Here is a 25,604-nt window from a genome sequence, read left to right as displayed (position 1 = left end):
ATACATAAGGCAACATAAATGAGGTATTCCTATGAACACTACAGAATTTACTGAAACATACTACATAGACCGCCGCGGTTCTCATTCCCGCAAATGGGACGGCGAATATTTAAAATTTAGTCGCACCGACCTACTACCACTCTGGGTGGCAGATATGGACTTTATAACACCACCATGCATACAAGAGGCCATTTGTAACTATGTAACAAACAATCCTCTAGGTTATACCATGACAAATCCAAATTATATAGAAGCTGTCATACATTGGCACAAACGCCGTCACAACTGCACTATTGAACAAGACTGGATCACTAGCGCCCCCAATGTTATTACCGGTATCATGTGGTGTATTGGGGCTTTCACCAAACCAAACGATGCCATTACAGTCCTTACGCCCGTGTACGGAGCCTTCGATGCCCGTGCCAATGATGCAAACAGACACATCGTTGCAGTGCCATTACATCGCACGACGAGCAATAGATATACTGTCGATTATGATACATTCGAGTCCGCCATTAGGCAAAACGATGTGAAGGTGTTCATCCATTGCAATCCGCATAATCCTGTGGGCCATGTATGGACCGAGGAGGAGATGGACCGGTTATTTGACATTTGTGAGCGTCACAAGGTGCTCATCATAAGCGATGAAATCCATCAAGACCTCATTACCGGTCCCATACCATTTACATCTGCACTGTCCGTATCCAACGGTCATTATGCAGGCCATATGATAACCCTATCCTCTGTGTCAAAATCGTTTAACATGGCCAGTCTACATCAGGCTGAAGTGATGATTCCAAGCGAGACATTACGCACACAATATAACGCCTATAAGGCGCAAGTGTACCACACGGATGCAGATGTCATGGCAGAAACGGCTATCACTGCGGCATATACCCATCTAGAGGCGGAAGCGTGGCTAGACGATGTATGCGCTGTCATCCGCGAAAACTACGAATATCTATGCGACGAACTACTCTTAGTCCTACCAAAGCTCCGCATTAGCCCTATGGACGGTACTTATTTGGCGTGGATTGATTTTGGCGCCTATGTAAAACCTGAAGATATGCACGACCTATTTGAAAATCAATGCCGTATCGCGCCAAGCTTTGGCGAATGGTTTGGCGGTGAAAGCTACGCCACCTTTGTACGAGTTAACTTAGCCACGAGCCTAGCTAATATCAAAACAGCTACGCACAGCATCATCGACCATATCCGTTCTTAGTCCTACGTATAAAGAGGCTGCTCTAGCATCAGTTCTAGAGCAGCCTTTTGTCATATTTTCGTATATAGATTTTCTTATTTAGATCTTGCGAAATGGTCCTTTGCAAATTGCATATCTTGTACGAGTTCCAATGTGCCAAGGTATTTCTTATTTTTGTCGCGCACAGCCATGTAGTTTACATAGAATGGACGACCTTGTTTTTCAAGCCATACAGCCACATTATCGCGATCCCCTTTACGGAAGGAATCGATGATACCGCGCACGATAGGTTCTACCTTAGGTGGATGACAGGAGAATACATCGCGACCGATTGCCGTAGTAGGGCGTTTAAAGACCTTTTCGCCGTCGTTAAAATAACGGTTAATGTCTTCATGGTCAACGAAAGTTACTTCCATAGGCATTGTGTTAAGCATAGCATCGAGTTGATCTACAGTTAACGTACCACCAATTAAACCGATGGTATTGTCATCACCACTTGATTTTCTAGTTTGTGTAGCTAATGCCGCATCAGCCTCTGGCCAAGCAATGCGTTTTACACCAAAGATTTCCTCATATTGTGCAGTATCCTTATAGATTTGGTACCAATCTTGAGTTGTAAAGTTTTCCGCACAGATAGGGAACAAGATATTTTGTTCTTTGTAGATCATTTCTTGAGCACGTGTAAGAAGCTCATCAAAACGTCTATACCAATCATCTACACTTTGACTAGATTTTGCCAAATCACCCAATTGGTCTCGAATATCGCCATCAACAGTCCACATAACCATGGATGGGCCACCGATAGCATAATCCACCTTTAATTTTGGATATAACAAATCGCCTTTTTTAGCATAGTGAACGGATAATTGACGCACTCTATTTACATCATCAACGGTTGCCGTTTTATCGGCCACTTTAGGACGAAGCTCTTCAATCAAATCATTAAGCGCCTTATTTTCTTCCGTCATTTGGTTGAGCGGATGGCCTATCGTTTCTACAAGCGTTGTTACCGTTTGTTTCTTATCTTGAGCTTCTAAAGCAGCCTCAACCTTCGCATGCTCTTCTTCCATTTGTTCATGAATGGTAGAACCGTGGAACAAAGCGGAATGAAGGTCGCATAATTGTTGTACCTCTTCTAGAGGTGTACCTTCGCGCATAAGGCCTTGTTCAGCTTTCATGATTTCACTGGCTTCTACATGTTTAAATTGGCTGGCAAAATCTTTGCGCACATCGCCAAGGGCTTCCCCTGTACCTAAGCGTTTTAAGAAGCCTTTTAATTGCTCTACCCGTTCGCTATCGGGTACAGTATCCTCTGCGTTAGCTTCTGTATTTTCACTAGCCTTAGGTTCCTCATCTTGAGTGGCTGGTGCCTCAACAGGAACATCCTTAGCAGATGCTACATCATCACCGTGTAGGTTGGGCATATCACCTTCTAATGTAAAACCAGCTTTCATAAAGGCCCCTACAATATCCATCATAGAGATGCCCTTCATCTTAGCCCCTTTAGGGATAGTCATAATTTTGCCAACGGAGTGGAACATCACCTTATTGGTAATTTCTGTGAAGCCCAATCCTTTCATAATATCTATAACCTCTGGATATTCTTGTACCAAATCATATACGGATTTTGATAAATCTAATTTCTTTTCCATTTTGATCCCCTCGTGTCAAAAATATTGTTTATTGCTTATGTTAGTAGCCTCTATACGTTTTCGTATATAAGGTAATTTACATTCCGAAAGGTCATCTTTAATAACCTATAATTCTATGATAAACGATATCGATTAGAAAATCTGTATCCATGGCTATACTTTTGAAAGTTATTCAAAAAAATAACGAATAGATGACAAATCAATCCATAAATTGGACATAGATGTATCATCTATTCGTTAACAATCATCTTATTGATGATGAGGTTGCAATGCTTTTTCGTAGTTTTCAGCGACTGCATCCCAGTTGATAACACGGAAGAATTCCTTAATATAATCTGGGCGACGATTTTGGTAATGCAAGTAATATGCATGTTCCCATACATCTAAACAAAGAATGGCAGTTTTACCTTCCAAAAGAGGATTATCTTGGTTAGCCGTAGAGGTTACTTCTAGTTTGCCGTCCTTGTTGACCACTAGCCAAGCCCAGCCAGAGCCAAATCGTGTTGCCGCCGCTTGGGAGAAGCTTTCAACAAAAGCATCATATCCGCCTAAATCAGCATCGATAGCATCCTTCAAAGGGCCTTGCAATTTAGATGTATCAGGTTTTGTCATGATATCCCAAAACATGGTGTGGTTTTTATGACCCCCACCATTGTTGATAACCGCTTGACGGATATCCTCTGGCACATTGGCAATATCGCCGAGAATACAATCTACGCAACCATAGGCAAGATCCGGGTATTTAGCGATGGCTACATTCAAATTATTAACATACGCTTGGTGATGCTTATCATGATGCAGTTTCATCGTCTCTGCATCGATAACAGGTTCTAGATAATCATAAGCATATGGTAATGGTGCGAGTTCGAAAGGTTTCATAATAGTCCTCCTTTTAATTAGGGCACGAACGATATCTTAACTAGTATCGTTCTTGTGAAAGCGATTCGATGCACCTGCATCGGTATTTCATTGATATGAATTATCATTCTTTGCATATTGTACTATCTATATAGATAAACGTCAATATATGACCAACATTTATTACAGAATATCAATATATTCGCTATTCAAAGCCTTATTCATGCTACGAACAGCACAGAATTTACCACACATACTACAAGTTTCACTATGCCCCTCCTCTGGAGCTCGGCTTTCACGAATATTGCGAGCACGTTGAGGATCAAGTGCACACGCATATTGCGCCTCCCAATCTAGTACGCGTCTAGCATCAGCCATCGCATCATCCTTATCACGGGCACCTGGTATGCCACGTGCTATATCCGCTGCATGGGCTGCTATTTTGAAAGCCATAATACCTTCTTTCACATCGTCTGCATTAGGCAATGCCAAATGCTCTGCCGGCGTTACATAACAAAGAAAGGACGCCCCATGCATGCCCGCCACAGCACCACCAATGGCAGCTGTTATATGATCATAGCCAGGTGCAATATCTGTCACCAATGGGCCTAACACATAAAACGGAGCTCCGCCACATAGCGTTTCCTCAATTTCCATATTCGCTTGAATTTGGTTAAGTGGCACATGACCTGGGCCTTCAATAATCACTTGCACACCTTTAGCTCGAGCGCGTTTAGTCAATTCACCAAGTCGTACCAGTTCTTCAATTTGACATACATCCGTAGCATCTGCTAAACAGCCTGGTCGACAAGCATCACCCAAAGAAATAGTTACATCATACTCACGGCAAATATCTAAAATATCATCAAAATGTTCATAGAATGGGTTTTCCTTGCCCGTCATGCTCATCCATGCAAAGATAAGACTACCACCACGGCTAACGATGTTGAGTCTACGTTTATGCTTTTTAATTTGCTCAATAGTTTGACGCGTAATACCACAATGTAAGGTTACAAAGTCCACCCCATCCTCTGCATGGAGACGGATAGTATCTAAGAAATCCTCAGCAGTAAGTTCTGCCAAATCCCGTTGATGATGTATAACGCTGTCATATACTGGTACAGTACCAATCATGGCTTTACATTCGCTAGTTAATTTTCGTCTAAAAATACGTGTATCACCATGAGTAGATAAATCCATAATCGATTCAGCACCAAGTTGAATCGCCCAATTTACCTTTTCTATTTCACTATCATAATCGGTAACGTCTCTGGATGTGCCAAGATTCACATTTATTTTCGTGCGCAATGCTTTACCGATGCCCTCTGGATCGATACAAGTATGATTCTTATTACAGGGAATAACAACTTGTCCTAAAGCAACTAGCGCTCGCAATTGCTCTACATCCATGCGTTCCTTTTCTGCTACAATTTTCATCGCATCCGTAACAAAGCCTTTTTGTGCGGCTTCCAATTGAGTGTAAAACATAATATGTCCTCCTATTGAATAAAACCTTTTAGCTTTGTACACAAGAAAAAGGGTATCGATATAATATGATCGATACCCTTGAATGGTTTTGCGTGCTTCCTACGCGGGCATGATCCCGATCAGGTCAAAGGTCAGGTGCTAACAGCCCTTTCTCAGCCTATCTCATAGGCTCCCTTGCATACTCTGCTATGTAATTGTGTATAGCATATCACTATTTAACTAATATTTCAATCTATACCTCTATTACAAATCATTAGCTACTTCAATCTGACATTGACGCATAGTTAATAATGCTGCTTCATGGCTTTCCTCAGTAACTCCTGCACAGCAATTAGGATCTACATGAATAGGAACCTCTGGCAAGCCAGCTTTCAACAATATGGCATTCGACACAACGCACACATCTGTGCAAACACCGACTAAGGTTATGCTTTCAATAGGCTCTGCTGTATTCATCCCTTGTAAACGCGTAACTAATTCAGAGGATCCAAAATTAGGTTTATCAATGATAAAGTACGGATGGATGGTATTGCGCTTTTCTGCGGCCGTGATGAGGCTCTCCATAATTTGCCAACCAATCGTGTCTTTCACACAATGCACAACCGGTAAATGCCGACCTTCTTGGCTTTCAAGATAATTAGTATCGTGAGTATCCCGTGTAAAAATAATAGGACCATCAAAGGATGCGATTTTTTGACGTACATTATCCACAATGGCCTGCGCCTGCGGAGAACCAAGAGATCCATCCACAAAATCATGTTGCATATCAATTACGACTAAAACGTTCATGTTCTATCCCTCCACAACGACATGGTGCACCCGATTCGGCGTGTTATGCGCAATGCGACCCGCTGCAGCAGCCGCCACGGCACCAACTAAATCATCAAGAAATGTATTACAGTGACTATCAACCTTGCTATCAAGATTTTTAATAATACCCGGTTTTACCTTATCAACATAGCCATAGTTCGTAAATCCAATGGATCCGTATAAATTCACAATGGATAACGCGAGAATTTCATCAATACCAAACAATGCCTCATCTCGAGTCATGATACTTTGTAGTGGATCAGATAATTTCTTCTGCTCTGCCAATCTATCCAATTCTATGCCCGTAATGATGGCATTTTGTGTTTCTCGTTTTTCAAGTACGGCCTGTACACTCTCTATGCACTCGTCCATCGTCAAATCAGGAATATACGGCTGTTGAATCATCATCACAATATCTGCAATATCCTGAACGGTAATGCCTCGCTCATTTAATAAATTATACGTACACGCCTTTAATTCCTCCTGAGATATCATAATTGCTCCTCAAAATTATACAAATTTACGTAACACATTATACCTTGATTATAGCACGAAAAAATCCCCACCGACGTTCTATCGGTAGGGATTCCATGATTAGATTTTCTTAACCATTTCAGATTTTAATGCCATTGCACCAAAGCCATCGATTTTGCAATCGATATCGTGGCCATCGCTCGCATCAGAAATGAGGCGAATGTTTTTAACACGCGTACCTTGTTTCAATACGCCAGCGCCTTTTACTTTGAGGTCTTTTACAACAACAACGGTATCGCCATCAGCTAATTCATTGCCGTTAGCATCGCGGATGATACCGGCTTCTGCTGCAGCCGCAGCATCGGCAGCTGTCCATTCATGACCACACATAGGGCAGATGTACATATGACCATCTTCGTATGTGTATTCGTCGCCACATTTAGGGCAGTTAGGTAAATTTGCCATTTAGATCTCCTTTTTTACTACATAATGAAAGTATTATATCATATAAACAGACCTATTCTCTAATTCAGTTTAGTGCTTGTGCATCCTAAAGTTGTACGAAATTAATCTGTATTTCCCAATATTCAAATTACGCTATATACTAATAACGAAAGAGCCATTAACGTGAGTTAGGTTCATCTCCGTCTTTTGAGGGAGGTGGCATTATGACTGTATACGAAGCATTATCATTAATGATTTTATTCGCTACCCTCGTAGTGTTAATTCTTAAAAAGTAACTAGTAAATAGTTACAAAATAAGATAAACCTAACGTTTAAGACTAAGTACTGCAATACTTAGACACGTTAGGTTTATCAAATTTCTAACTTTTTGATGAGCCTAACGCCTAGAACACGTTAACTGGCTCTTTTGTACTTATAGTATAAGATGAATTCTAAAGACTGTCAATTTACATTTCTTATTTGAATTGACTATATATATTAACCCCTTTATAATGTAATAAAGAGATAGCCAACGAGTGGTTCCGTTAGGCTCATCCCAAAACATTATAAAACATGTAGAAATGGCCTTTCGTTTTCAGCTACCAGTTGGTAACGAAGGGCTATTTGTCGTTATTACGACAAATCAGCACTATCAATGCTCCAAAGGAAATAACGACTGTTAAAATCCCAAGAATAATCATAATGATTTCATAGGCACTCATAGGCTTCACCCCCTTCATAGAAAAAGGGTGTCCCAACCTCGTTGACTATCTTAATTACATTATATATCAAATATATGTTTTACTTAACAAATAAAAATAGAATTAGTTAATAAAAATAACCCTAATGCGACTAAGTGCTGCGATACTTAGATACATTAGGGTTATCAAATTTATTGCTAGAAACTGTCAATTTACTAGCTTAAGCGTCTCCGTAATATAGCATAGAGAATCATGCTAATAATAACACTCATAACGGCTTGAATGGTGTTAGTCAAAACACCGGCAATAGCTACGCCTGGATCAAATACAAAATATTCGGCGATGAAGTAGCCTGCTACGATAATAATACCACCTACGATAGTTGCTACCAAGGCAGAGGTAGTTGTCTTATTGTTATAGACAGTACCGACAAGATAGCCTTCAATACCTTTCACCACAAAGGTGATTGGTACAAAGACTGCGTAGCCGAGGAACAAATCAGCTAACGCTGGTCCAATAGCACCAATATAGGCGCCATATTTTCGACCTAATAATAAAGCGGATGTCATGATAACGACATCTCCAACATTGAAATAGCCGCGTATGCCAGGTACTGGGATTTTCGTATACATTGTAAGCAATGTAGCGAGGGCAATCAATACGGCTGTGAGTACTAACGCGGATGTAGTACTGCGGGTTTGAACGTGTTGCATAGCGTCCTCCTTATAAAAATATAGACATGTGATTAAAACCATCACATGTCTATACTATATACTTTTATAGTAACACCTGCAAATACAAGGAATTAATTCTCATATAATTCCGGTCGTTCTAAAACTGTACCATATTTTAATTTTGGTAGTTTAACGAATTCAGGATACAATTGCTTAACCTCTTTACAAGATCTTAATGTAAGATGTTCTAGATTGTTAAGTTCTAAAATGGGAGAGTAATCTTTATCTATCACCTTTGCCGTTAAAAAGCTAAAAAAGCGCAATTGTTTCATATGGCGTAAAAATCCTAATGATTGAACCTTAAGAATTTTAGGAGCTGCAAAATCCCCTTCTAAGGCGAGACTTTCAAGATGTTTCAGATTCGCTAATGGCATATAATCATCAATTTTTTGAAAGTTCTCAATCGACAGAGCCACTAAATTTTCTAATTTTGAAATAGGCTCTAAACTCGATACACTTCTACCGGATCCAATGTGTAAATATTCTAGTTCTTGTAAGTTCTCTAATTTTGAAATATCTGGATAAACGCCCCATTTTATATGTAACCTTTTAAGTCTACGCTGAGCGCACACCGCATCAAATAACTCCTGTGGCATTCTTGTACAAAACATGAGCTCTGTAAAGGTATCTGGATGTTCAATAAAAAAACTACACCACTCCTGTAAAATACGTTTCTTATCTTTAGCAGAATAGTTTTCATCTAGCTGTGTGCAATTGATTATCAACTTCTCTTCACCATCATATTCAGAGACCTCTACCACAGATTTAGGCCGTGCGTCATCCTTATGATAGTAGTCAAATCCGTATTTAATTTGCTTTCCCGTTAACACTGCCATCTTGGATTCCTCATATTTAACAGTTACATAATTAGTTTAGCTATAACTAGAGACATAGCCAACAGATTTTAAGAGCCTTAACAAATCGATACAAGCACATGCCCTTTAGCTTCGAGCACTTGTTTATAAAAGCGTTTCATTTGTTCAAAATCATGAAGAAGTTCGTCTTTGATTTCTTCCTCTTCCTCATCGTAATCCCAAATATCTGGATATAGCTCGGCCTCTTTGCACGCTGCCATATCAAAAGATTCCAGAGCATTTTCAATATCAAACTGCTCTAAGGCCGCCACGATATTGGCTAAATGATTGTGTTCTGTATATGCTACATAGTCTGATATATCCTCAACAGCCGTTACGCCTAGTACCGCTTGGCTAAGAGGATTTTTATCATCCTTATGGTCAGTTCCTACGCCAGTTAGCACAAAGTGGAGTACATCCCACATCTTGTCGATATCAAGCAATAATTCATCATCGTCATTCCACTCTTCAACGTTTTCAAGAATTTCCTCTTCTTCTGAGCCCATAGCTTTAAGCTCTTTTAAATTCGCATCGCTTAAACAGCTATAAGTTGCAATTAGTCCCATAATTAAATCCTTTCATAAACTCTTCTAAACATTAGAAAAATAAATTTTCCGATTCTGTAACGCTTCCATCATCTTCATGGAAATAGCAGGTATATACCGGTTCACGATGCGCCGCATCATAGAATTTCTGTAAAATAGGTGAAAGCTTCATGTCTATGGGCATATGCAAAGCTTTCACAATGGGTTCCCAAAGTTCCATTGGCGAGTAAGAGATAATATCTAACTGCTTATTCTGACCATATTCTTCAAGTGTTGCCCCATCAGAATATTTACTTGAGTCACAGTAATCATGCCAACAAATACTAAAAACGATCAAATGAAACAAATCATCCATACTTTCAGCTAAACGGCCCGCGGCACCTTCGCTACTCCAATACCCTATGGATCCGTCCTCCAATAGATGATATTCACCGCCAGCACCATCTACAGCAAATGCCATGCCCGGCAAAGAGAATGTGCAGCGACCTTCAGCAGTATCACGTTCCTCCAACGCATCTAGCAAGCGAAAATCAAATAGTGTATCAAAATCTTTAGCTAACTTGGTATCATTTCGCAATATATCTAAACAACTCATCTTACACGCTCCTATTAGCAGAAATTAATTCTAGCAAGTTAGCCTCTCCTTCATCAGATATATCTAATAGTGGAATAGCTAACAAAAGTACTTGTTGGGAGTAATAATAAAAGCTAAAGAATAAATCATCAGGGAATACGTCATCTTCCTCATATCTAAGAACGTCTTCGTCTTCATCATATTCTTCAGACCAAAGGTATTCTTCGTTGAGCATATCCTCAAAGTTCAGCAATGGATCTACATGCTCTAGCATAAGACCATCTCGAATGCACTCAGCAATCACAGTAAACAACTCGACCAATTGTTCTGCTAAATACTGAGCTACTTCATTCTGAGTTCTCTCTTCTAAGGCTTTCTTAAAAATACGAAGCAAGAAAATCATAGCAAATGGTGTGGCATGCCACAATGTCGATTGATGCTCAATATTGAGTCCTATCGCCTCACCATCCACATCAACAGTTTCAATGCTTTCCATATTCCACAACACATCAAGCGCCTCAGGGAAATCTGTGGCACGTCCGTAGGTGGTCGTTAACCGATGCCACGGTATATCGTTGACTTTCACATTTTCTATGTATTTTTTCGTCACAGTATCCATTAAATTTACACCTTTATAGTAACGCATTCTCCCGAAGATTATTTCTCAATAACCTCTTTCACCAGTTCATAGGTGTCTATAAGACGTAGTTTTCCTATCCTAGGGTTGTCTGTAATCTCCTCATAAATATCTTCTAGCGTGCCTGCTGGTGCTAGTTTCCATAGTTTACACGGATATAGTTCAACGGCCCCAATGACTTTCAAATCATCTAGCAACATACCTAAGTCTTTATGATTGAACCAACAGTCTGTATCGATACCGAAATTTGTATTATCTTTCCGGCATGCGATTTTGCTGTTTAGAAACTCCTCCATTGTTGGTTTTTCTTCTTGTAAAAGCCGAGTACAGGCTAAATGATACTCGATTTTCCGCGGTGATTGATCTACGTCAGAGACGAATATAGCACCATACTCGGTTTCAAACTTAACAGCTAATACGTCGCCCACATTAAAATAAGGTTCTTTCTTTGTTTTAGATTTACGAACCTTAAGTGGCTTCGGATTTTCACTTTGTAGCTGCATGGCTAACTTATCCAATACCTTTTGACGCTGTTTAGGGGCCTTACCATCAATTTCTAACCAAAACTCATGAGGGCCCTGAGCGATTATGTCTAAGGCTTTCTCTTTGACGTCATCCGGTAGATGCCCTATCTTCCACAACGAATAGGCCACCGCAGTCCAATAAATCTCTGTATAAAACTCGTCAGTACAAAAGCTTTGTTCCTCATTTAAAATCTCAGAAATTATGGTATCGACACTGACACCATCCTTGTAGCGCTCAACAATGGCATTATAAATATCATGACCATCATCACTATCTATGATTTTTACACCGTCAATTGCCATAAACGTCTCCTTTAGAACAACAGCTCTTATTCCATCTCGCCGTGAGTCGCTATAAATTCGTCTTTAATCTTTTGGATTTCTTTTTTTACGACCATGTATTGTTTCAAGTCAATTTGTCCGTTCTCTTTTTGCTCAGCCAAGGCTTTTTCTTTGTTTATGATTTTAATCCAATCTAACTGTACACTAAAGTCAGTATTTACACCGTCACTATTTTCTCGTAAGGCCAATAGTGCAAATACTTCGTTCATATCAAGATTGAACATGTTACTATCAAGATTGATAGGCTCGAAATAATAACGAACTGTATCTACCCCAAATTCGTCGCTTAATTTAGCCCATTCCGACCCTGAAAGCACGGTAAATCCGAGTGTATCGTTTCCAAGGCTTTCAGTAAACCAACGCACCTCATAATCAGGTTTAACAAATTCGTTGAAGTATTTGATAGTTACATCCCTATCTTTCTCATCACCGTAAGGAATTTGCAGTTCTTTATCGCCCTTTTGTAACACAATATCGTCGCCATAGGGCTTGCCATTACTAACGGTTTGAATATCGATAGGCTCATCCATCATATCATTGAAATAATTCACCACATCTTCGTCATACTCGCGCCAGTCAATCCAAATGATAGCTTCGGAATCAAATAAATCAGTTAGATCCATATCATTGGCAAAAAAACTTTTTAATTCTTTATACAGATTTTCCATCTTCTCTCTCCATTAAAATATTATCCTGCAATATCCGCATCAACAGGATTCCCATCCGCATCAACATGGGCTATGATGCAGTGTCCCCAGAAGATATCATCATCGTCATAATAGACCTCTATGGATCCATCGTTACGAAACGCCAATTCGCCCATCGTAATACGCTTAGCAAATACGTCTGATGTAATCGGATCTTGATCGTCATTGTCGAGCCAATCATTAGCGAGGTCTAGCAATGTTTCACTAATATATGCACTAATTCGTTGTTCAAATTCTTTGAAATTATCGATTGTATTGAAAGCAGCCAATGCTACGGTGCAGCTTTCATCAGAGCCCTCATCCACATCAAGGGTGAATGCATAATCATCAATTCTCAATCCATAGTATTGATACTCTCGATTTAACAAGAAGTCACCCCTGTCGGTATGAAGGTATTTAGGGGTTTTCAAATACGCCGACAACGCCTCTAATTCGCTATGTTTGGCATGTTCCTCTAATACCTCAAGCACATAATAGCGATTATTCCAAGAAGGACGCATATAGCCCAAATCCTCTAAGGGTTTTGCTTTCTTAACTAATAATTTATAGACCTCATGAGGCTCAAAACTATAACCCCAACCATCGTCAAAGCCTTCAATAATCCACGTCAAAATGCCTTCGCTACGATCAAGCACGCCAGTTCGAGTATCTAGGATAGCATCGGTGGACACTAATGGTCTATGGTACTTCTCTAAATAAGGACTAGCCCCCTTCGCATCTCTGCGCGGTAATGCATAGATCTCAAATACTTCCGGCTCAAACTCTGCTTCATATTCTGGTACACGTACAATACTCATATGACTCTCTCCTACATTATAATCACGGTACTCATCATAATTTCTGTTATATCATGAGCGTTCAGCTACATCGATTCTATGTAATAATTCTTTCGCTAGTTCTTGGGCTGTTTTGAATTCCTCATGTGAAAGCACCATAAGTACAAAGCTATCTGTTCCTATGTCCATATCTACTAACTTATGCGTTTTCCATGTGGCATTAATATGTGCACACCAGTCCATAATACATTGGTCTTCATCTAATCCTGCTGTATCAATAGTTAGATTTTCGCTAGTATCTAAAGACTTGTTACGTATTAACTTCTGCACATGATAAAGAAAATCCTCTAATTCAATTTTTAAAGATAGCTCTACAGCACGACCTTTAGACTGTAGTTTCTCATAGAGGTTCCACCAGCTATCTTCTAAGTCTTCCATGGAGTTTAACTTTGCCTTAGTCATAAACGATTTAGCTTGTTTAGCATCGCCTAGCAATAGCGTTGCCAGCTCTGTAAATGTCGATTTCATCTGCTCTATATCTAGATACGCTACTTCTACACACAAACTACAATCAGGTACTCTGCGTTTTTTCACAAAAGCCCGCATCATCTTCACTGCGTCAGGATAACTTACATCAGCCATACGATAGGTCTTGCCATCTATATCTAAGAATAAATCTACTGCATCCTGCGTTTTACCTACACGTGCTTTCATGGCAGTACATCCATCGATGGCATGAGGTGGGTACAATTCTATATACATGAAAAATCCATCATGCATGGCCTGTAAAGTATTATCTATTCCGACTATATTAAAACCGTTTCGATTATGATCTGGGCACCTCAAACGCCATTCTTCGTATTCATCAAAAAATTTTTCTTGAATCCAATTGTAAAAGCTCATATAGACTCTCCACTATGTATACTGATTTTTATAAGAAACTTTATTTATCTAAATTATATCATGATAGAGGAGATATTATCATAATCAAGAACCCTCACATTTACTAAACTATAGTTACAAAAAGAGATACGCATCTCTACGTATCTCTGTTATATATACTTATTAAGTTTCTACTAATAAGATAAAAATTTAGTAATAGTATGAGGAACGCCCATATCCTGGTTTAACTTCATAATACCAACGAAGATCCTTCATAACATACTCAAACACTTGGCTTTTAGGTGTAACAGGTTCAAATCTGCCCGCTTGTTGGGTTTTTATATAATATCGCCACATATCAGTCTTATATTTTGAATATTGAGTTGTTGAAACGCCAATTAACTGACCATTACGAACTCTTTTTGTTGATACAGAGAACCACCTTCCTGTTTTATTAGTTCCATATTTTATAGTATCATCCATAACATAAATATCTATACCATTACTATTTTGTGCTACCCAGACATCAGTAGCTTGAGAGTTAGGTGAACCGTGCAAGAACAATCCAATTAGCAACACTAACAATATCGGAATTTTGCTTACAACCTTCATGCTATTACCTCCCATATAATATAAAAGTCTCAATAATTTCTACACAAATTCTCTTACCTTAGCATATACAATATTGAAAATTAATAAACAATCAACTACTATAACCATATAACATTTTTTAACATATTTTCTAACATAATAATAAGGGAGAAATATGTCTATTCAAAGTATAACTCGAAAATTAAATTTCATATCTCAAAATACACACGAGAAGTTCAGAAGACTTGATGACTGGTTAAATACATATCTCGATTATATTCCATTAGAAAATAAAGGTGCTGAAAAAAGCTTTCCCAACATTAAGCGCGGACAAATTCTTTATGTCAATTTTGGATATAATGTTTTAAGTGAATTTAGATATAAACATTATTGTGTAGCACTTCATAACAGTCCAAGGCTCAATCCTAAAATAACAGTAGTTCCTATAACTTCAAAACCTCATCCTCACCAATTAGCAATCAATTACGAACTTGCAGATAATTTAGAAACTATCATTAGAGATCAAGAACGTTCCAAATTTTGGAGCCCCTTTAGAAGAATTTATCCTGAATTACAAGCTAGAGGGTTTGCAGCAATTTCACCAGCTATCGGATCTTATGATACAGTATTTACTAATTGTACCGCGTTCATTAATCAAGCTATGAAATGTCTATCAGAAGATGATACTAAATTAAGAAATACTCTAAAAGAAATCCTAATATCACTAAAAAATTTCGATAGCTTCTATAAAACTGCTCCCAAGTTATTACTTTCTAGCTATTTAAAAGTAGAAGATATCACAACTATAAGTAAGGCTCGTATTATTTATCCTAAAACTAAAGCACACCCCTTATACCAATTAAAGTTATCAACCCCCACACTAAATTACCTTGATCAAGAAATTATCTCTAAATTCACAAAGTCAAATTGACTTGCAATAAATCCACACATATAATAAGGATATAGACAAGGGCTTGCCCCTTAGAATCAACTTTTTTAAAGAGTAGCTCGCCTACAAAAGTAGCTGTTATTAGGTCATTCTAATAACAGCTACTTTATTTTTAGGGTTATAGGCTTATAGGACAAAACGTGTCGGTACTTTAATCCCAATTATTGATTATCTATTTTGTGAGGATATGGTGGAGAAATCAAATGCAATTTAGATAGCCTATCTTTATAACCCTCTCCATTCTTCGTTATACCATAACTATCCCTAAACCATTCTTTCCCTTGGAAATCTCTAAAGAATACTCCTATTACTAAAAATTTAGACATACCTAAACCTTTATGTTTCATAGTAAAATGTTCACAATATTGCCCTCGTATTTCCCTAATATAACACACCTTGGATATACATTGCCCATTAAATAAGTCCATATTATTTAAGCCTTGAAGAACAACAACATCATATACTTTAAAATCGGATTTATTATAAATCACAACCGAACTTTCTGTCGCCTTAGAGGCTATATATTCATGACTAGGTTCTATTTTGACTGCCTCACCAAGTGATTTATAATACTGCTCTTTCATCCAAAACTTTTCATTATTTATCCGAGATTTCCAGCTATTATATAAGCCAAATATCGAAATAACAAGACTGAGCAAAGCTATAAGAAGTGACCAATTAAGTTCGTACACATATACCTCCACACTATATTTTGATTAATTTACTCTTGTTGTAAAGAGACAATCATTTTATTAATAGTATCCGTTATTTCTTCGAGCGGAACTACAAACCACTCTTTAGCTTCTACATACTTCCCATTACCTAACTTTACAGTAGTAATAAGACGTTGATTTGCAAATACTTTATGGAGATAATTCTCAACACTAGAGGCAGATAAATTTTGAATTTCATAAGTTGCAACAAGTTCTATTGGTGCATAGAAATATGTTGATTCATTTTCTGTATTATTAAATCGATTCTTAAGATTTTTGGTATATCCAATTTTATATAGATTATTGATATTACGTAAATCTTGATGGTCACCAGCATATTTAACTACATACACATATCCAGTAGTTGTAAATAAACTCTCATCTACATCATCCAAATCGGTAACAATCTTACCGTATCTAGTTTTATCATACAAAGAAGACACTAAACTTAAGAGTTTAATATCATTTTCCTGTTGATTTTCATAAATAGTATGAACTTTAAATTCTCGTTCATCAGTCTCATTGTATGTTTGACCTGTCTTTGGGTCATAAATACGTTCAACATAAAGGAGAATACCTTTATCAATATAAAATGCATTAGAACGTATTCTATTTCCAGAATAATCTATCACCCTTCTTCTCCCATCAGCAATCTCTTGCTGCGTTTTTCTAAACATTTCGCGGAATTTTTCAAAGCCTTTATTCATGCGTTTACGTTGGCTTAATCCATCAGCCATATGAACAGTATTTTTATAACGTCCCATATCAGTTAAAGAAGCCAAAAGCTGCTCATCTTCATCTAGCAAATCATCATCAAGAATCTCATCTAGACTTAATTCACTGGGTTCAGGCCTAAGAAGATTAAGGTAATCATACTCCTGTAAAGTTTCCATCCGATTAAGATCTTGACGTAACGCCTCTAGCCATTTAGCTAATTTTCGTTCTGTAATATTCGTCCTCGAAATAGTTGGTTCGCCACCATTAGCTTTAATCCAATTGTTTAATTCTTCAAATTTAATAATATCTGGATTTAAATTAACGGTTCCTTTCTTTTTCTCAACATCCTTAGCTAATCCTTCAAAATCCGGATCATTAAAGATATCATCTATACTAAAGTCACCCATTATCTCGCTCCCGTTTTAACTCAACCAATTTAACAAGTGCATAGTACAGTTTAGTTTCATATTCATCATCTGGATTTTTTTCTGGACTTCGATTATGACTCTGTTTGAATTGCTTAATTTGTGGATATAAAATTTTTAGATCTTCTTCAGTAAAATCATATTTCTTAGCATCATAAACTTTTAAGAATAGTCGTAATGTCTTAGCATCTACATTACGAGATAAGATTTCATAAGCACTTTGAAATGGATTAATACTATCAATCAGCTCAATATTTAAATCATTGACATTAATAAATTTATTGGCCATTTTAATAAGGCTTCTATTTTCCTTATCGCGTTCTGCATGTGTTAAAACAAAATCTGCCATTACATGCTGACGCACTTCTTCTATTTCCTGATTACTCAAATCTGGATATACAGTCGCAATAACACGTGGTATTAATGCAAAATTAATATTTCGTGTATCTTCATTTGCCGCAATAGCTTCTCTAATTTTATCTTCTTGAAGTATAGTAGCCTTAAGCTCCGTTAAATCTTGTTCAATTATTTCCTTAGTTCTAGGAGTTGATGGTTCCGCGATTCCCTTCACATAAATATCTTTTTCTTTGCTTACTTGTTCAGTCGATGTTCTTGGTTTAAAGCGATAATTAGGTGCCAGTACATTTTCCATTAATAAACTTGCAGAAATTGCTTTCATTGTATTATTAATGGCCCATGTAACTTCATCATCCTTAGCATCGGGTGCAGCTAATAGATTTGTAAACTGTGCAGTAGTTTTATTACTACTATCACGTGTAACACGACCAATAATTTGTACTACCTCTGTCAAAGAATTTCGATAACCAATTGTAAGGGCATATTCTGCGAAAGGCCAATCAAAGCCTTCTTTAGCCATACCTAAAGCAATTATAATATCTAAATCATCTAATTCTGACATATTAGCTAAATAACTGCTAACACGATCACGACCTTCTTCATTTACTAAATCAGCAACTTTCAATAACTTACCTGACTCAGTTTTTATAGTAATAATTCCAGATGTACTATCTTGCCCTTGAATCGTCCCTAAAACATCAAGGATTGCATCAACCTCACCATATTTATCTTTTGTAGACTCACCAGAGTTTACGCTAGGGATATGGATAATTGTCTTTTTATCAATAAATTCTGGTAATACTTCATGAATTGCATCCGTATATGTTCCTTGATAGAACTTATAATTCATACTAAAACTTTTTAGATATTTATAACCCTCTAATTGTTCATAATATGTATATGTTACTCTATCAAACTCTAATTCATCTTCTGGTGAAAGAATTGGTTTACTATCCCCTCGGAAATAAGAACCGGTCATAGCAAATACATGAGCACTAGAATTCTTAATAATCCCGCGTAAAGCTTCACCAAGAACGGAGTTAGTATCATCAGATACATGATGGAATTCATCAATAGCCACCAATGTATCATCAAAGTCTGCATCTGAAAGGTCTTCTACAGCAAAACGAAATGTTGCATGTGTTACGATTATCACATTATCTGAAGCATCTGTAGAATGCATAAACTTAACAAAACGCTCAACCTTACTTCGATCACTCCCAATAGTGGTTAAATTATTCTCAGGTTTAACATACCAATCAAAAGGAAAGCCATTATCAGATAGTTTAACACTAGCAAAAGATCGACCTATAGATCGCTCAGGTACTGCAATTATCGCCTTTTTTATACCTTGATTGTGTAGTTTATCTAGTGCAACAAACATTAAAGCTCTAGATTTACCAGAGGCAGGTGGTGCCTTAACTAATAATTTTTTACTATTACGTTTCTTATATACACGAGCCTGCATCTCACGCATACCAAGAGAATCAGTATTTACACTACTACCTCTTTGCCCATATGTTATCTCAAAAACTTTATCACTCATTAGACTCCACCTTATCCTTATACATGTTTAACAAAAGACTTAACCGTTCTTGATCATCCACAAAAGCTTTTGTTTGATACAACTTATCCACTAATAAATCTAATCTTTGATGAATTTCTAATAATTCTTCTGGCATTTTCTTAGAATCATATAATTCGGCTAATGTTTTCCCTGACATTTCTCTATAATCCAACATTTCAAAGATACAATCTTCAATTTCTGCCTTTGCTTGTTCCGAAATCTTAGGCACAGGAAATGTATTATATACAAGCCCTGCAGAATATCTATAGTCAGTTTTTAGTTTTCCCCCTATAGAACGCATCCAAATCATATGCATACGAGATTCTAATAATCCTAATAAATATATCGATGCATTATATATAGTATATGCAGAATTAGAGACAATAGTATCTAATCCTGCAACACCCATCGGTATATAATTCCTATTTTCAGAAGAGGTAGCAGGAACAACAATTTGCAGAAAATCCTTACAGTTCGACTCTAAAAATAATTCATAGGCATCCTCCCATTCTCCTTTTTGAACAAATGCATAAGGTGTTAAAGCAGCCATTCTTGTAGATGCTGCATCACTATTTTCCCTAAACGAAATTACAGCTTTAACTCTCATATCAACCCATGGATTATCTTTTACTTGGCTATAATCAAATGAATTTAACCATAGAACATATCTATTTTTACCATTAATAAGTTCATAACTACCTATATACTTCTTAATATATTTTTTTAAATTTGGATACTCTGAAATAATCTTTTGATAATCTTCATAAGAATCAATAATTAATTGACCATTATCACGAGGCATGCTCCCCATTACCATCTTTGGAAAACCATTTATAGGTTGATTGATACTTTCAACAATAATATTACTACCATCTGTTAAATATGCATTAATATATCTTACTTTCTCCTTATGTCCTTGATTGTCAAAAATATATCTATCAACAATATCTTTTTCTTTACCGGCTAAACCTACAATTGATACTGTAACTCCAGCATTATTACTCGCACTATTAGACCACTTAATATCCTTATATGTAAAAATTATGTCAAGACTATCCAATAAAACACCCCAGATAAAAGCGACCTGCTCACCTTGGAAAATTGAGTTAGTTGTTACAAAAGCACATTTCACATTATCGCTAGTAAGTAATGGTTCTACCTTAAAAAACCATCCTGCAATATAGTCCATTTTTTTCCAGCGATATGAATTACCAATACATTCTTGTAAATCTTTTTTTTGCGCTTTAGACTGTAGTTTACTACCTATATATGGTGGATTTCCCACAACATATACTTCCGAATCAGAATCAAGCTCTATAATATTTTCCCAATCAAAATGTAGAGAGTTACCAACATGTATTTGACCGGCATCACGTAATGGTAGAAGTGATGATTTGAAATTAAATACTTGCCGCTCCATCTCAACATTCATCTGATGTTCTGCAATCCATAAAGACAATCTTGCCACCTCATGTGCAAAATCATCAATTTCAATACCATAAAAATTATTTAATGAAATCTTACTTTCATTAAACCAACTCCCTTGATCTAATTCAGTAGAAGATAATTCATCTAACTTGGAAAGAATTTCTATTTCTATATGCCGTAATTCTTTATATGCAATAATCAGAAAGTTCCCTGACCCACACGCTGGATCAAAAACTTTTATTTTCGATAATCGGTCTAATAAAGCTTCTAATTCTTTAATAAATCTTCTCCGATAAGCCCCCTTAGACTTATCAGTAATATTTTTAACTTCATTTTCATCGATACGATTAAATATATCTTGTTTTACTTTATTTAAATCATCGATAAACAGTGGACATAAAACACGGCGAATATTTTCTACACTTGTATAATGCATCCCTGTAACTGAACGTTTTTCTCCATTAGCTACGGTCTGAATCATAGCTCCTAATATATCTGGATTTATTTCATTCCAATTAAGTAGCTCACCAGCCTCAATAATAAGTTCACGAGTCGTTTTGTCAAATACCAAATCAACGTGAAGCTCGGAAAAAAGCTTACCATTTACATAAGGAAACTCTCTTAACCATTCAGGTTCAGCATCGCGATTTTCATGATCTAATGATGCATAAACTTCTGAAATAACCTGATTTAAATTAGAGCCCTCTACATTAGTACGTGTTTTAATAGCATTAGTAAAGATACCTTTTGGCATAATATCGGTATCTTCCGCAAACAAAAGAAATAACAAACGAATCAAAAATAGATTAAACGCATGCTCCTGCGTTGTTTGATCTTTAAAACTATTAATTTCTCTTAACTCATGATATAACTCTTTAAATCTTGATGCAGCCTTAATATCTGCAGGATTTTCACGACTATAATCTACTTTTTCAATACCATTCCAAGGTAAGAAAAAATCTGCATGTAATGGCAATTCAGCTATTAACGTAATCAATGAATCACCTGTCTTCGTGTCAATGGCTGCTAATTCGTTAAAGTTTGTAGCGATTACAATACGCGGCTTATTTCTTTCTTCTGATACTTCTTTTACCATATCAGTAACACGAGCCATAGGCGATGATATTTCAGAAACTACTTCGTACATTACCTTATTTTTTATTGCTGTTTTACCTGCATTTCTTGCTCGTGTAATTGAAGCAGTTGGAAAGTCGTAATTCGATATAAGGTCATAAAAGAAATTTTCCTTATTTATTCCATCTTTTAGATATTTCTTAATATTATTCTCTATAGTAATAATATCTGCCATAATAAAACCCCTATAAAACACTACACACCCTAAGATACTAACTATAAAAAAAGAAGTTACTGAACAAAGTAACTTCCTTCTTTATATATAGCCAAATCAGAAAGTTGGCTTTTCTGTGGTCTATTAAGTTTTTAGCAATTATAAAACATAAATATCCCCAATTTTGGTGCGCCTAGAGGGAATCGAACCCCCAACCTACAGTTTAGGAAACTGGCGCTCTGTCCGGTTGAGCTATAGACGCATGTATAATTTATTATATCGTTTTTAAATCTATCTATGCAAGAACTATGCTATAATACAGCTGTTGATAGTATTAGAGAGTTCTTATAAAAAGAGGTATATGTAATGAAACTATGTAAACGATCGATTATCACCAGTTCACTATTAGCTATATTGGCTATATCATCTGCGTATGGAGCTGCACCGGTACAGCCAACTAAAAGTACAGATGCTGCAGTGGTTGAGATGGATTATTCTAATATTCCAGAGTTAAAAAAATCTATTGAAAGCGCAACACCTGCTATGGTACAATCTACGCTTGATGCTTCTAAGGGAAAACCTACTAACGGTAAGCCAATTTATTCGACAGTCACTATGTCTGGTAACCGTGTTGTATCCGTAAAAACTTACAAAACTAAAGAAGAACAAGAAAAGGCCATGTTAAAAGAACATAAACGCTTAGACAAGGTCACTGCAGAACGTCAGGCTAAAAGAAAAGACGAAACACGCACAGATATGCTAAAAGGTTTAACACCAATACCGTCCTATCCACCTGTAAGTGAAACACGCGTATTACAAAGCGAAATGTTCTCTAGACCATTCGGCAGACAACTCGATTTACGTTTAGTAGAGGCTTATACACAAGATTATGACAAGGCTAAACCTGGCGACATTTATGTCTATGCAGATTATGTGGACTACACATCTAAACAACTATTAGGTGAAAAAGATGGCACTACTGCTATTTCGGCTATGATTTTACGTACAATTATGAGAAAGGACGAAAACAAAGCTTTCAGCATCGATGTAAATGCATACTTCATAAATCCAACAACACATACCATTTCCATAAGTCGTTCTGAAGATGTAAAAGGCATCGATATTAAGAAAGAGGAAAGAGCTGAAGCTGTATTTAAACTACCATCACACCAACTACAAGCCGGCGATCCACAGTATGAAATCGGTAAGCTTATGTATCAAGACCTAACAAATAAAAAATTTGATGAGTAACAATTAGCCCAAACAGCTATAAAAAATGCCGTATCACATTTCTATTTTAAAATATGATACGGCATTTCTAGTTAAACTGTATAAACGCAAGGTTCATCATACCCTGATAATAATTTATCATGCGTTATAAGAATCATTTCTGATGCTTTAGCTTGACTAATTAATAGTCTATCAAAGGGATCATGATGTGGTTTCGCACCTAATAATAAGCTTAATGTATGAAGAGCCATAATATGTGAAAAATCAATATCAAGACATTTAAAATCCGCCTCTACACATAATTCATGTAATAGTTCTGCGCCATAAGGCATTTGTACTGGATTTTTTATATGTTTTATTTCCACTTCCCACATACTGGCCATACTAAAATAGATTGTATTTTGATAATCAGCAATAAGGTTTCTTGCAAATGTCGGCAACTTTTCACTATCGAGAAAAGTCCAAATTAACATATGAGTATCTAGTAATAAATTCATATTACATCTCCAAACATATCTTGTACGTCTTTATCCAATTGATCAAAATTTGGAGGATCTATTATCCTCCCTTTTCCTATTCCCAATCTCTTTACGGGTGTACTATTACCTTCTGACAAAGTTAATTTTGCAACGGTATTATCATCACGGACTATATACACAACACTTTCTTCTCCAGTTTTAAGTTTCTGTATAAGGCTATTTAACTCATGTTGAGCTTCATTTAAACTAACTTGGCACATCTTTCCACCTCCAATCTTTGGTAAACTTAGTACATTTGTAAGATTATTATACTATATCCTCAATAATCCGTTAATCTCATAATAGGCCCTGCATTATGCAAAACCTTTTCTTTTACTTCATTCACAGGATCTATTGTAGTAAACAGTTCAGGTTTCCAATCTACAGGTGTTAACGTATCGTTAAATGTTTCAATAACTTTTCCGTTAAACATGTTATTAACGGTGGTAAGTTGTTTTCCTCCAAATACTTTCACAAATGATGTATAGTCTTTACCTGCTATGTCCGCCACATTATTTTCAGCATAGATTTGCGATTGTTTTCCGACGCCTAGTGAGTAAGCATACTTGTATTCACTATTTGTAGTATCTGATGCAAAGTAATTGTTATACATATGAATCTGTCCAAACCGTACTCTTGGTGTACGTTGTACTACATTATGGAAATAATTATGATGTAACGTCACATGTAATTTGCCTTCATCTGCTACGTTTGAATCACTATTGCCAATTAACATGGTTTTATTATGATTCTCGAACTTAGAGTAAGATACGGTTATATAGTCCGCTTGGTTGGTAATATCCAGTAATCCATCCCTATGCTCGTATTTACGGCCAAAGTATGTTTCTACCGTTTCAGGCGCATCTTGGAACGAGCAATGATCAATCCAAATGTGAGTACCACCTTTTATGGAAAGACTGTCATACTGAGAATTCCAGTTCCCTTCTGGTCCATCCTTAGGGTCCCAAGCAGGAAAATAATCATATGGTGATTCAAATTGTATATTTCGTATGATAATATTATCTTCATCAAGGACTAAATCTACGCCCTTTAATTTCGCATTATCCATGCCAATGATACTTGTATTGGCCGGTACGTGAACCGTAATAGACTGACTTTGATTCTTTTGCGACGCCTTGCGCTTTTCTTCCTGCTCATCTTTCAAACTCTTAGGCGCTGTACTATGTGGCTTATGAGTTTCTATATATTGTTGAAAGTCATAACTATCGGCCATGTAATCTTTCATCGTCAGCGATTTACCAGTATCATCAGTGTCAAAATCTATGGTGCCATACACTAGTACAATCTTAGGTGCCGTATTTTTCCTATCCTTAAGAGCAGCTACAAATTCTTTTTTATTCGTCACTTTAAATACATTCTGCTCTGTAGCATTAGAGCCACCAGTAGTGCCATTACCTGCGGAGGCAAATCCGTCCTGTTTGGGTAACACTTCACGCATAAAGGAAGGACTTTCAGCAGAACCTTTGGAGAAAGACATTATAACGCCAATGATTAATGCAATGAGTAACCCTATAGGTATCAATATCTTTTTCATATATTTAGTTCCTTAATTTTGTTATGCCATAACATAGTATAGATTTATTATCTCACAACA

The 25,604-nt window shown here is 36.8% G+C and carries 27 protein-coding genes, 1 tRNA gene and 1 riboswitch; of the genes, 4 read left to right on the top strand and 24 right to left on the bottom strand.

The genetic code is table 11. The features are described from left to right. Positions 1 to 31 precede the first annotated feature (31 nt). Positions 32 to 1,225 carry a MalY/PatB family protein gene (locus O3617_RS03855; RefSeq protein WP_371448792.1) on the top strand — a complete coding sequence of 398 codons (1,194 nt, stop codon included), beginning with the start codon at positions 32 to 34 and terminating at the stop codon, positions 1,223 to 1,225. A 74-nt stretch (positions 1,226 to 1,299) separates the two neighbouring features. Here the strand turns inward: O3617_RS03855 and O3617_RS03850 are convergent, their stop codons facing one another. The 6 genes from O3617_RS03850 to O3617_RS03825 all read right to left on the bottom strand — a co-directional run bounded on the left by O3617_RS03850 (position 1,300) and on the right by O3617_RS03825 (position 6,951). Further along, positions 1,300 to 2,856 (bottom strand): DUF438 domain-containing protein, encoded by a 1,557-nt coding sequence (locus O3617_RS03850; protein ID WP_371448790.1) that lies wholly within the window; start codon positions 2,854 to 2,856, stop codon positions 1,300 to 1,302. Between the two features lie 249 nt (positions 2,857 to 3,105). Continuing rightward, the gene (locus O3617_RS03845) at positions 3,106 to 3,735 is read right to left on the bottom strand and encodes a superoxide dismutase (RefSeq protein WP_371448788.1); all 630 of its coding nucleotides are present in this window, start codon (positions 3,733 to 3,735) and stop codon (positions 3,106 to 3,108) included. A 162-nt stretch (positions 3,736 to 3,897) separates the two neighbouring features. Beyond that, a complete protein-coding gene (thiC, locus tag O3617_RS03840; protein WP_005378177.1) occupies positions 3,898 to 5,202 on the bottom strand; it encodes a phosphomethylpyrimidine synthase ThiC in 1,305 nt (434 codons plus the stop codon). A gap of 79 nt (positions 5,203 to 5,281) precedes the next feature. Further along, positions 5,282 to 5,388: riboswitch (TPP riboswitch) on the bottom strand. Between the two features lie 57 nt (positions 5,389 to 5,445). After that, positions 5,446 to 5,991, bottom strand: a complete 546-nt coding sequence (locus O3617_RS03835) for a cysteine hydrolase family protein (RefSeq protein ID WP_371448787.1) — start codon at positions 5,989 to 5,991, stop codon at positions 5,446 to 5,448. Positions 5,992 to 5,994: 3 nt separating this feature from the next. Continuing rightward, positions 5,995 to 6,507 (bottom strand): phosphatidylglycerophosphatase A, encoded by a 513-nt coding sequence (locus O3617_RS03830; RefSeq protein ID WP_371448786.1) that lies wholly within the window; start codon positions 6,505 to 6,507, stop codon positions 5,995 to 5,997. Positions 6,508 to 6,606: 99 nt separating this feature from the next. Then, complete coding sequence (locus tag O3617_RS03825) at positions 6,607 to 6,951, bottom strand: zinc ribbon domain-containing protein YjdM (RefSeq protein ID WP_301834375.1); 345 nt, start codon at positions 6,949 to 6,951, stop codon at positions 6,607 to 6,609. A 203-nt stretch (positions 6,952 to 7,154) separates the two neighbouring features. Here O3617_RS03825 and O3617_RS03820 point away from each other — a divergent pair, with 203 nt between their 5' ends. After that, positions 7,155 to 7,226, top strand: a complete 72-nt coding sequence (locus O3617_RS03820; protein WP_219565824.1) for a putative holin-like toxin — start codon at positions 7,155 to 7,157, stop codon at positions 7,224 to 7,226. Between the two features lie 620 nt (positions 7,227 to 7,846). Here the strand turns inward: O3617_RS03820 and O3617_RS03815 are convergent. From O3617_RS03815 to O3617_RS03770, 10 genes are all read right to left on the bottom strand, one after another. Then, positions 7,847 to 8,344, bottom strand: a complete 498-nt coding sequence (locus tag O3617_RS03815; RefSeq protein WP_371448784.1) for an ECF transporter S component — start codon at positions 8,342 to 8,344, stop codon at positions 7,847 to 7,849. Positions 8,345 to 8,436: 92 nt separating this feature from the next. After that, a complete protein-coding gene (locus tag O3617_RS03810) occupies positions 8,437 to 9,201 on the bottom strand; it encodes a leucine-rich repeat domain-containing protein (protein WP_371448783.1) in 765 nt (254 codons plus the stop codon). Positions 9,202 to 9,278: 77 nt separating this feature from the next. Next, positions 9,279 to 9,785 carry a YfbM family protein gene (locus O3617_RS03805; protein WP_371448782.1) on the bottom strand — a complete coding sequence of 169 codons (507 nt, stop codon included), beginning with the start codon at positions 9,783 to 9,785 and terminating at the stop codon, positions 9,279 to 9,281. 31 nt (positions 9,786 to 9,816) lie between these two features. Next, a complete protein-coding gene (locus O3617_RS03800) occupies positions 9,817 to 10,359 on the bottom strand; it encodes a hypothetical protein (RefSeq protein WP_371448780.1) in 543 nt (180 codons plus the stop codon). 1 nt (position 10,360) lies between these two features. After that, positions 10,361 to 10,957 carry a hypothetical protein gene (locus O3617_RS03795; protein ID WP_371448829.1) on the bottom strand — a complete coding sequence of 199 codons (597 nt, stop codon included), beginning with the start codon at positions 10,955 to 10,957 and terminating at the stop codon, positions 10,361 to 10,363. A 38-nt stretch (positions 10,958 to 10,995) separates the two neighbouring features. Beyond that, positions 10,996 to 11,802, bottom strand: a complete 807-nt coding sequence (locus O3617_RS03790) for a hypothetical protein (RefSeq protein ID WP_371448779.1) — start codon at positions 11,800 to 11,802, stop codon at positions 10,996 to 10,998. A 26-nt stretch (positions 11,803 to 11,828) separates the two neighbouring features. Continuing rightward, the gene (locus O3617_RS03785) at positions 11,829 to 12,509 is read right to left on the bottom strand and encodes a hypothetical protein (protein WP_371448777.1); all 681 of its coding nucleotides are present in this window, start codon (positions 12,507 to 12,509) and stop codon (positions 11,829 to 11,831) included. A gap of 20 nt (positions 12,510 to 12,529) precedes the next feature. Beyond that, positions 12,530 to 13,345: a DUF2262 domain-containing protein gene (locus O3617_RS03780; protein WP_371448775.1), complete on the bottom strand. Its 816-nt coding sequence runs from the start codon at positions 13,343 to 13,345 to the stop codon at positions 12,530 to 12,532. Between the two features lie 51 nt (positions 13,346 to 13,396). Beyond that, positions 13,397 to 14,227 (bottom strand): DUF6630 family protein, encoded by an 831-nt coding sequence (locus tag O3617_RS03775; protein ID WP_371448774.1) that lies wholly within the window; start codon positions 14,225 to 14,227, stop codon positions 13,397 to 13,399. A gap of 189 nt (positions 14,228 to 14,416) precedes the next feature. After that, complete coding sequence (locus tag O3617_RS03770; protein ID WP_371448773.1) at positions 14,417 to 14,818, bottom strand: hypothetical protein; 402 nt, start codon at positions 14,816 to 14,818, stop codon at positions 14,417 to 14,419. Between the two features lie 154 nt (positions 14,819 to 14,972). Between O3617_RS03770 and O3617_RS03765 the strand changes: the two genes are divergently transcribed. Next, a complete protein-coding gene (locus O3617_RS03765) occupies positions 14,973 to 15,728 on the top strand; it encodes a hypothetical protein (RefSeq protein WP_371448771.1) in 756 nt (251 codons plus the stop codon). Positions 15,729 to 15,907: 179 nt separating this feature from the next. Here O3617_RS03765 and O3617_RS03760 read toward each other — a convergent pair whose 3' ends face one another. From O3617_RS03760 to O3617_RS03740, 5 genes are all read right to left on the bottom strand, one after another. Next, on the bottom strand, positions 15,908 to 16,438 hold the full coding sequence (locus O3617_RS03760) for a hypothetical protein (protein WP_371448769.1): 531 nt from the start codon (positions 16,436 to 16,438) through the stop codon (positions 15,908 to 15,910). A gap of 29 nt (positions 16,439 to 16,467) precedes the next feature. Next, complete coding sequence (locus O3617_RS03755; protein ID WP_371448768.1) at positions 16,468 to 17,583, bottom strand: GIY-YIG nuclease family protein; 1,116 nt, start codon at positions 17,581 to 17,583, stop codon at positions 16,468 to 16,470. Continuing rightward, a complete protein-coding gene (locus O3617_RS03750) occupies positions 17,576 to 19,504 on the bottom strand; it encodes a DEAD/DEAH box helicase (protein ID WP_371448766.1) in 1,929 nt (642 codons plus the stop codon). Before O3617_RS03750 ends, O3617_RS03755 begins: the two co-directional genes overlap by 8 nt. Next, complete coding sequence (locus O3617_RS03745; protein WP_371448764.1) at positions 19,497 to 22,262, bottom strand: DNA methyltransferase; 2,766 nt, start codon at positions 22,260 to 22,262, stop codon at positions 19,497 to 19,499. Before O3617_RS03745 ends, O3617_RS03750 begins: the two co-directional genes overlap by 8 nt. A gap of 164 nt (positions 22,263 to 22,426) precedes the next feature. Continuing rightward, positions 22,427 to 22,503 (bottom strand) — tRNA-Arg (locus O3617_RS03740). A 104-nt stretch (positions 22,504 to 22,607) separates the two neighbouring features. Between O3617_RS03740 and O3617_RS03735 the strand changes: the two genes are divergently transcribed. Beyond that, positions 22,608 to 23,492 (top strand): hypothetical protein, encoded by an 885-nt coding sequence (locus O3617_RS03735; protein WP_371448762.1) that lies wholly within the window; start codon positions 22,608 to 22,610, stop codon positions 23,490 to 23,492. Positions 23,493 to 23,563: 71 nt separating this feature from the next. Here the strand turns inward: O3617_RS03735 and O3617_RS03730 are convergent, their stop codons facing one another. From O3617_RS03730 to O3617_RS03720, 3 genes are read right to left on the bottom strand one after another with little or no spacing between them, the layout of a single operon-like run. Beyond that, positions 23,564 to 23,968 carry a type II toxin-antitoxin system VapC family toxin gene (locus O3617_RS03730; protein WP_371448760.1) on the bottom strand — a complete coding sequence of 135 codons (405 nt, stop codon included), beginning with the start codon at positions 23,966 to 23,968 and terminating at the stop codon, positions 23,564 to 23,566. Next, complete coding sequence (locus tag O3617_RS03725; RefSeq protein WP_371448758.1) at positions 23,965 to 24,210, bottom strand: type II toxin-antitoxin system Phd/YefM family antitoxin; 246 nt, start codon at positions 24,208 to 24,210, stop codon at positions 23,965 to 23,967. Before O3617_RS03725 ends, O3617_RS03730 begins: the two co-directional genes overlap by 4 nt. A 59-nt stretch (positions 24,211 to 24,269) precedes the next feature. Further along, on the bottom strand, positions 24,270 to 25,544 hold the full coding sequence (locus O3617_RS03720) for a polysaccharide lyase family 1 protein (RefSeq protein ID WP_371448757.1): 1,275 nt from the start codon (positions 25,542 to 25,544) through the stop codon (positions 24,270 to 24,272). Positions 25,545 to 25,604: the final 60 nt, after the last annotated feature.

This window comes from Veillonella sp. 27098_8_77, assembly GCF_041431535.1.
In the GTDB taxonomy this organism is placed as follows: domain Bacteria; phylum Bacillota; class Negativicutes; order Veillonellales; family Veillonellaceae; genus Veillonella.
The sequence above is the reverse complement of the archived record's forward strand: the minus strand, read 5'-3'. Positions and strand labels throughout refer to the sequence as shown.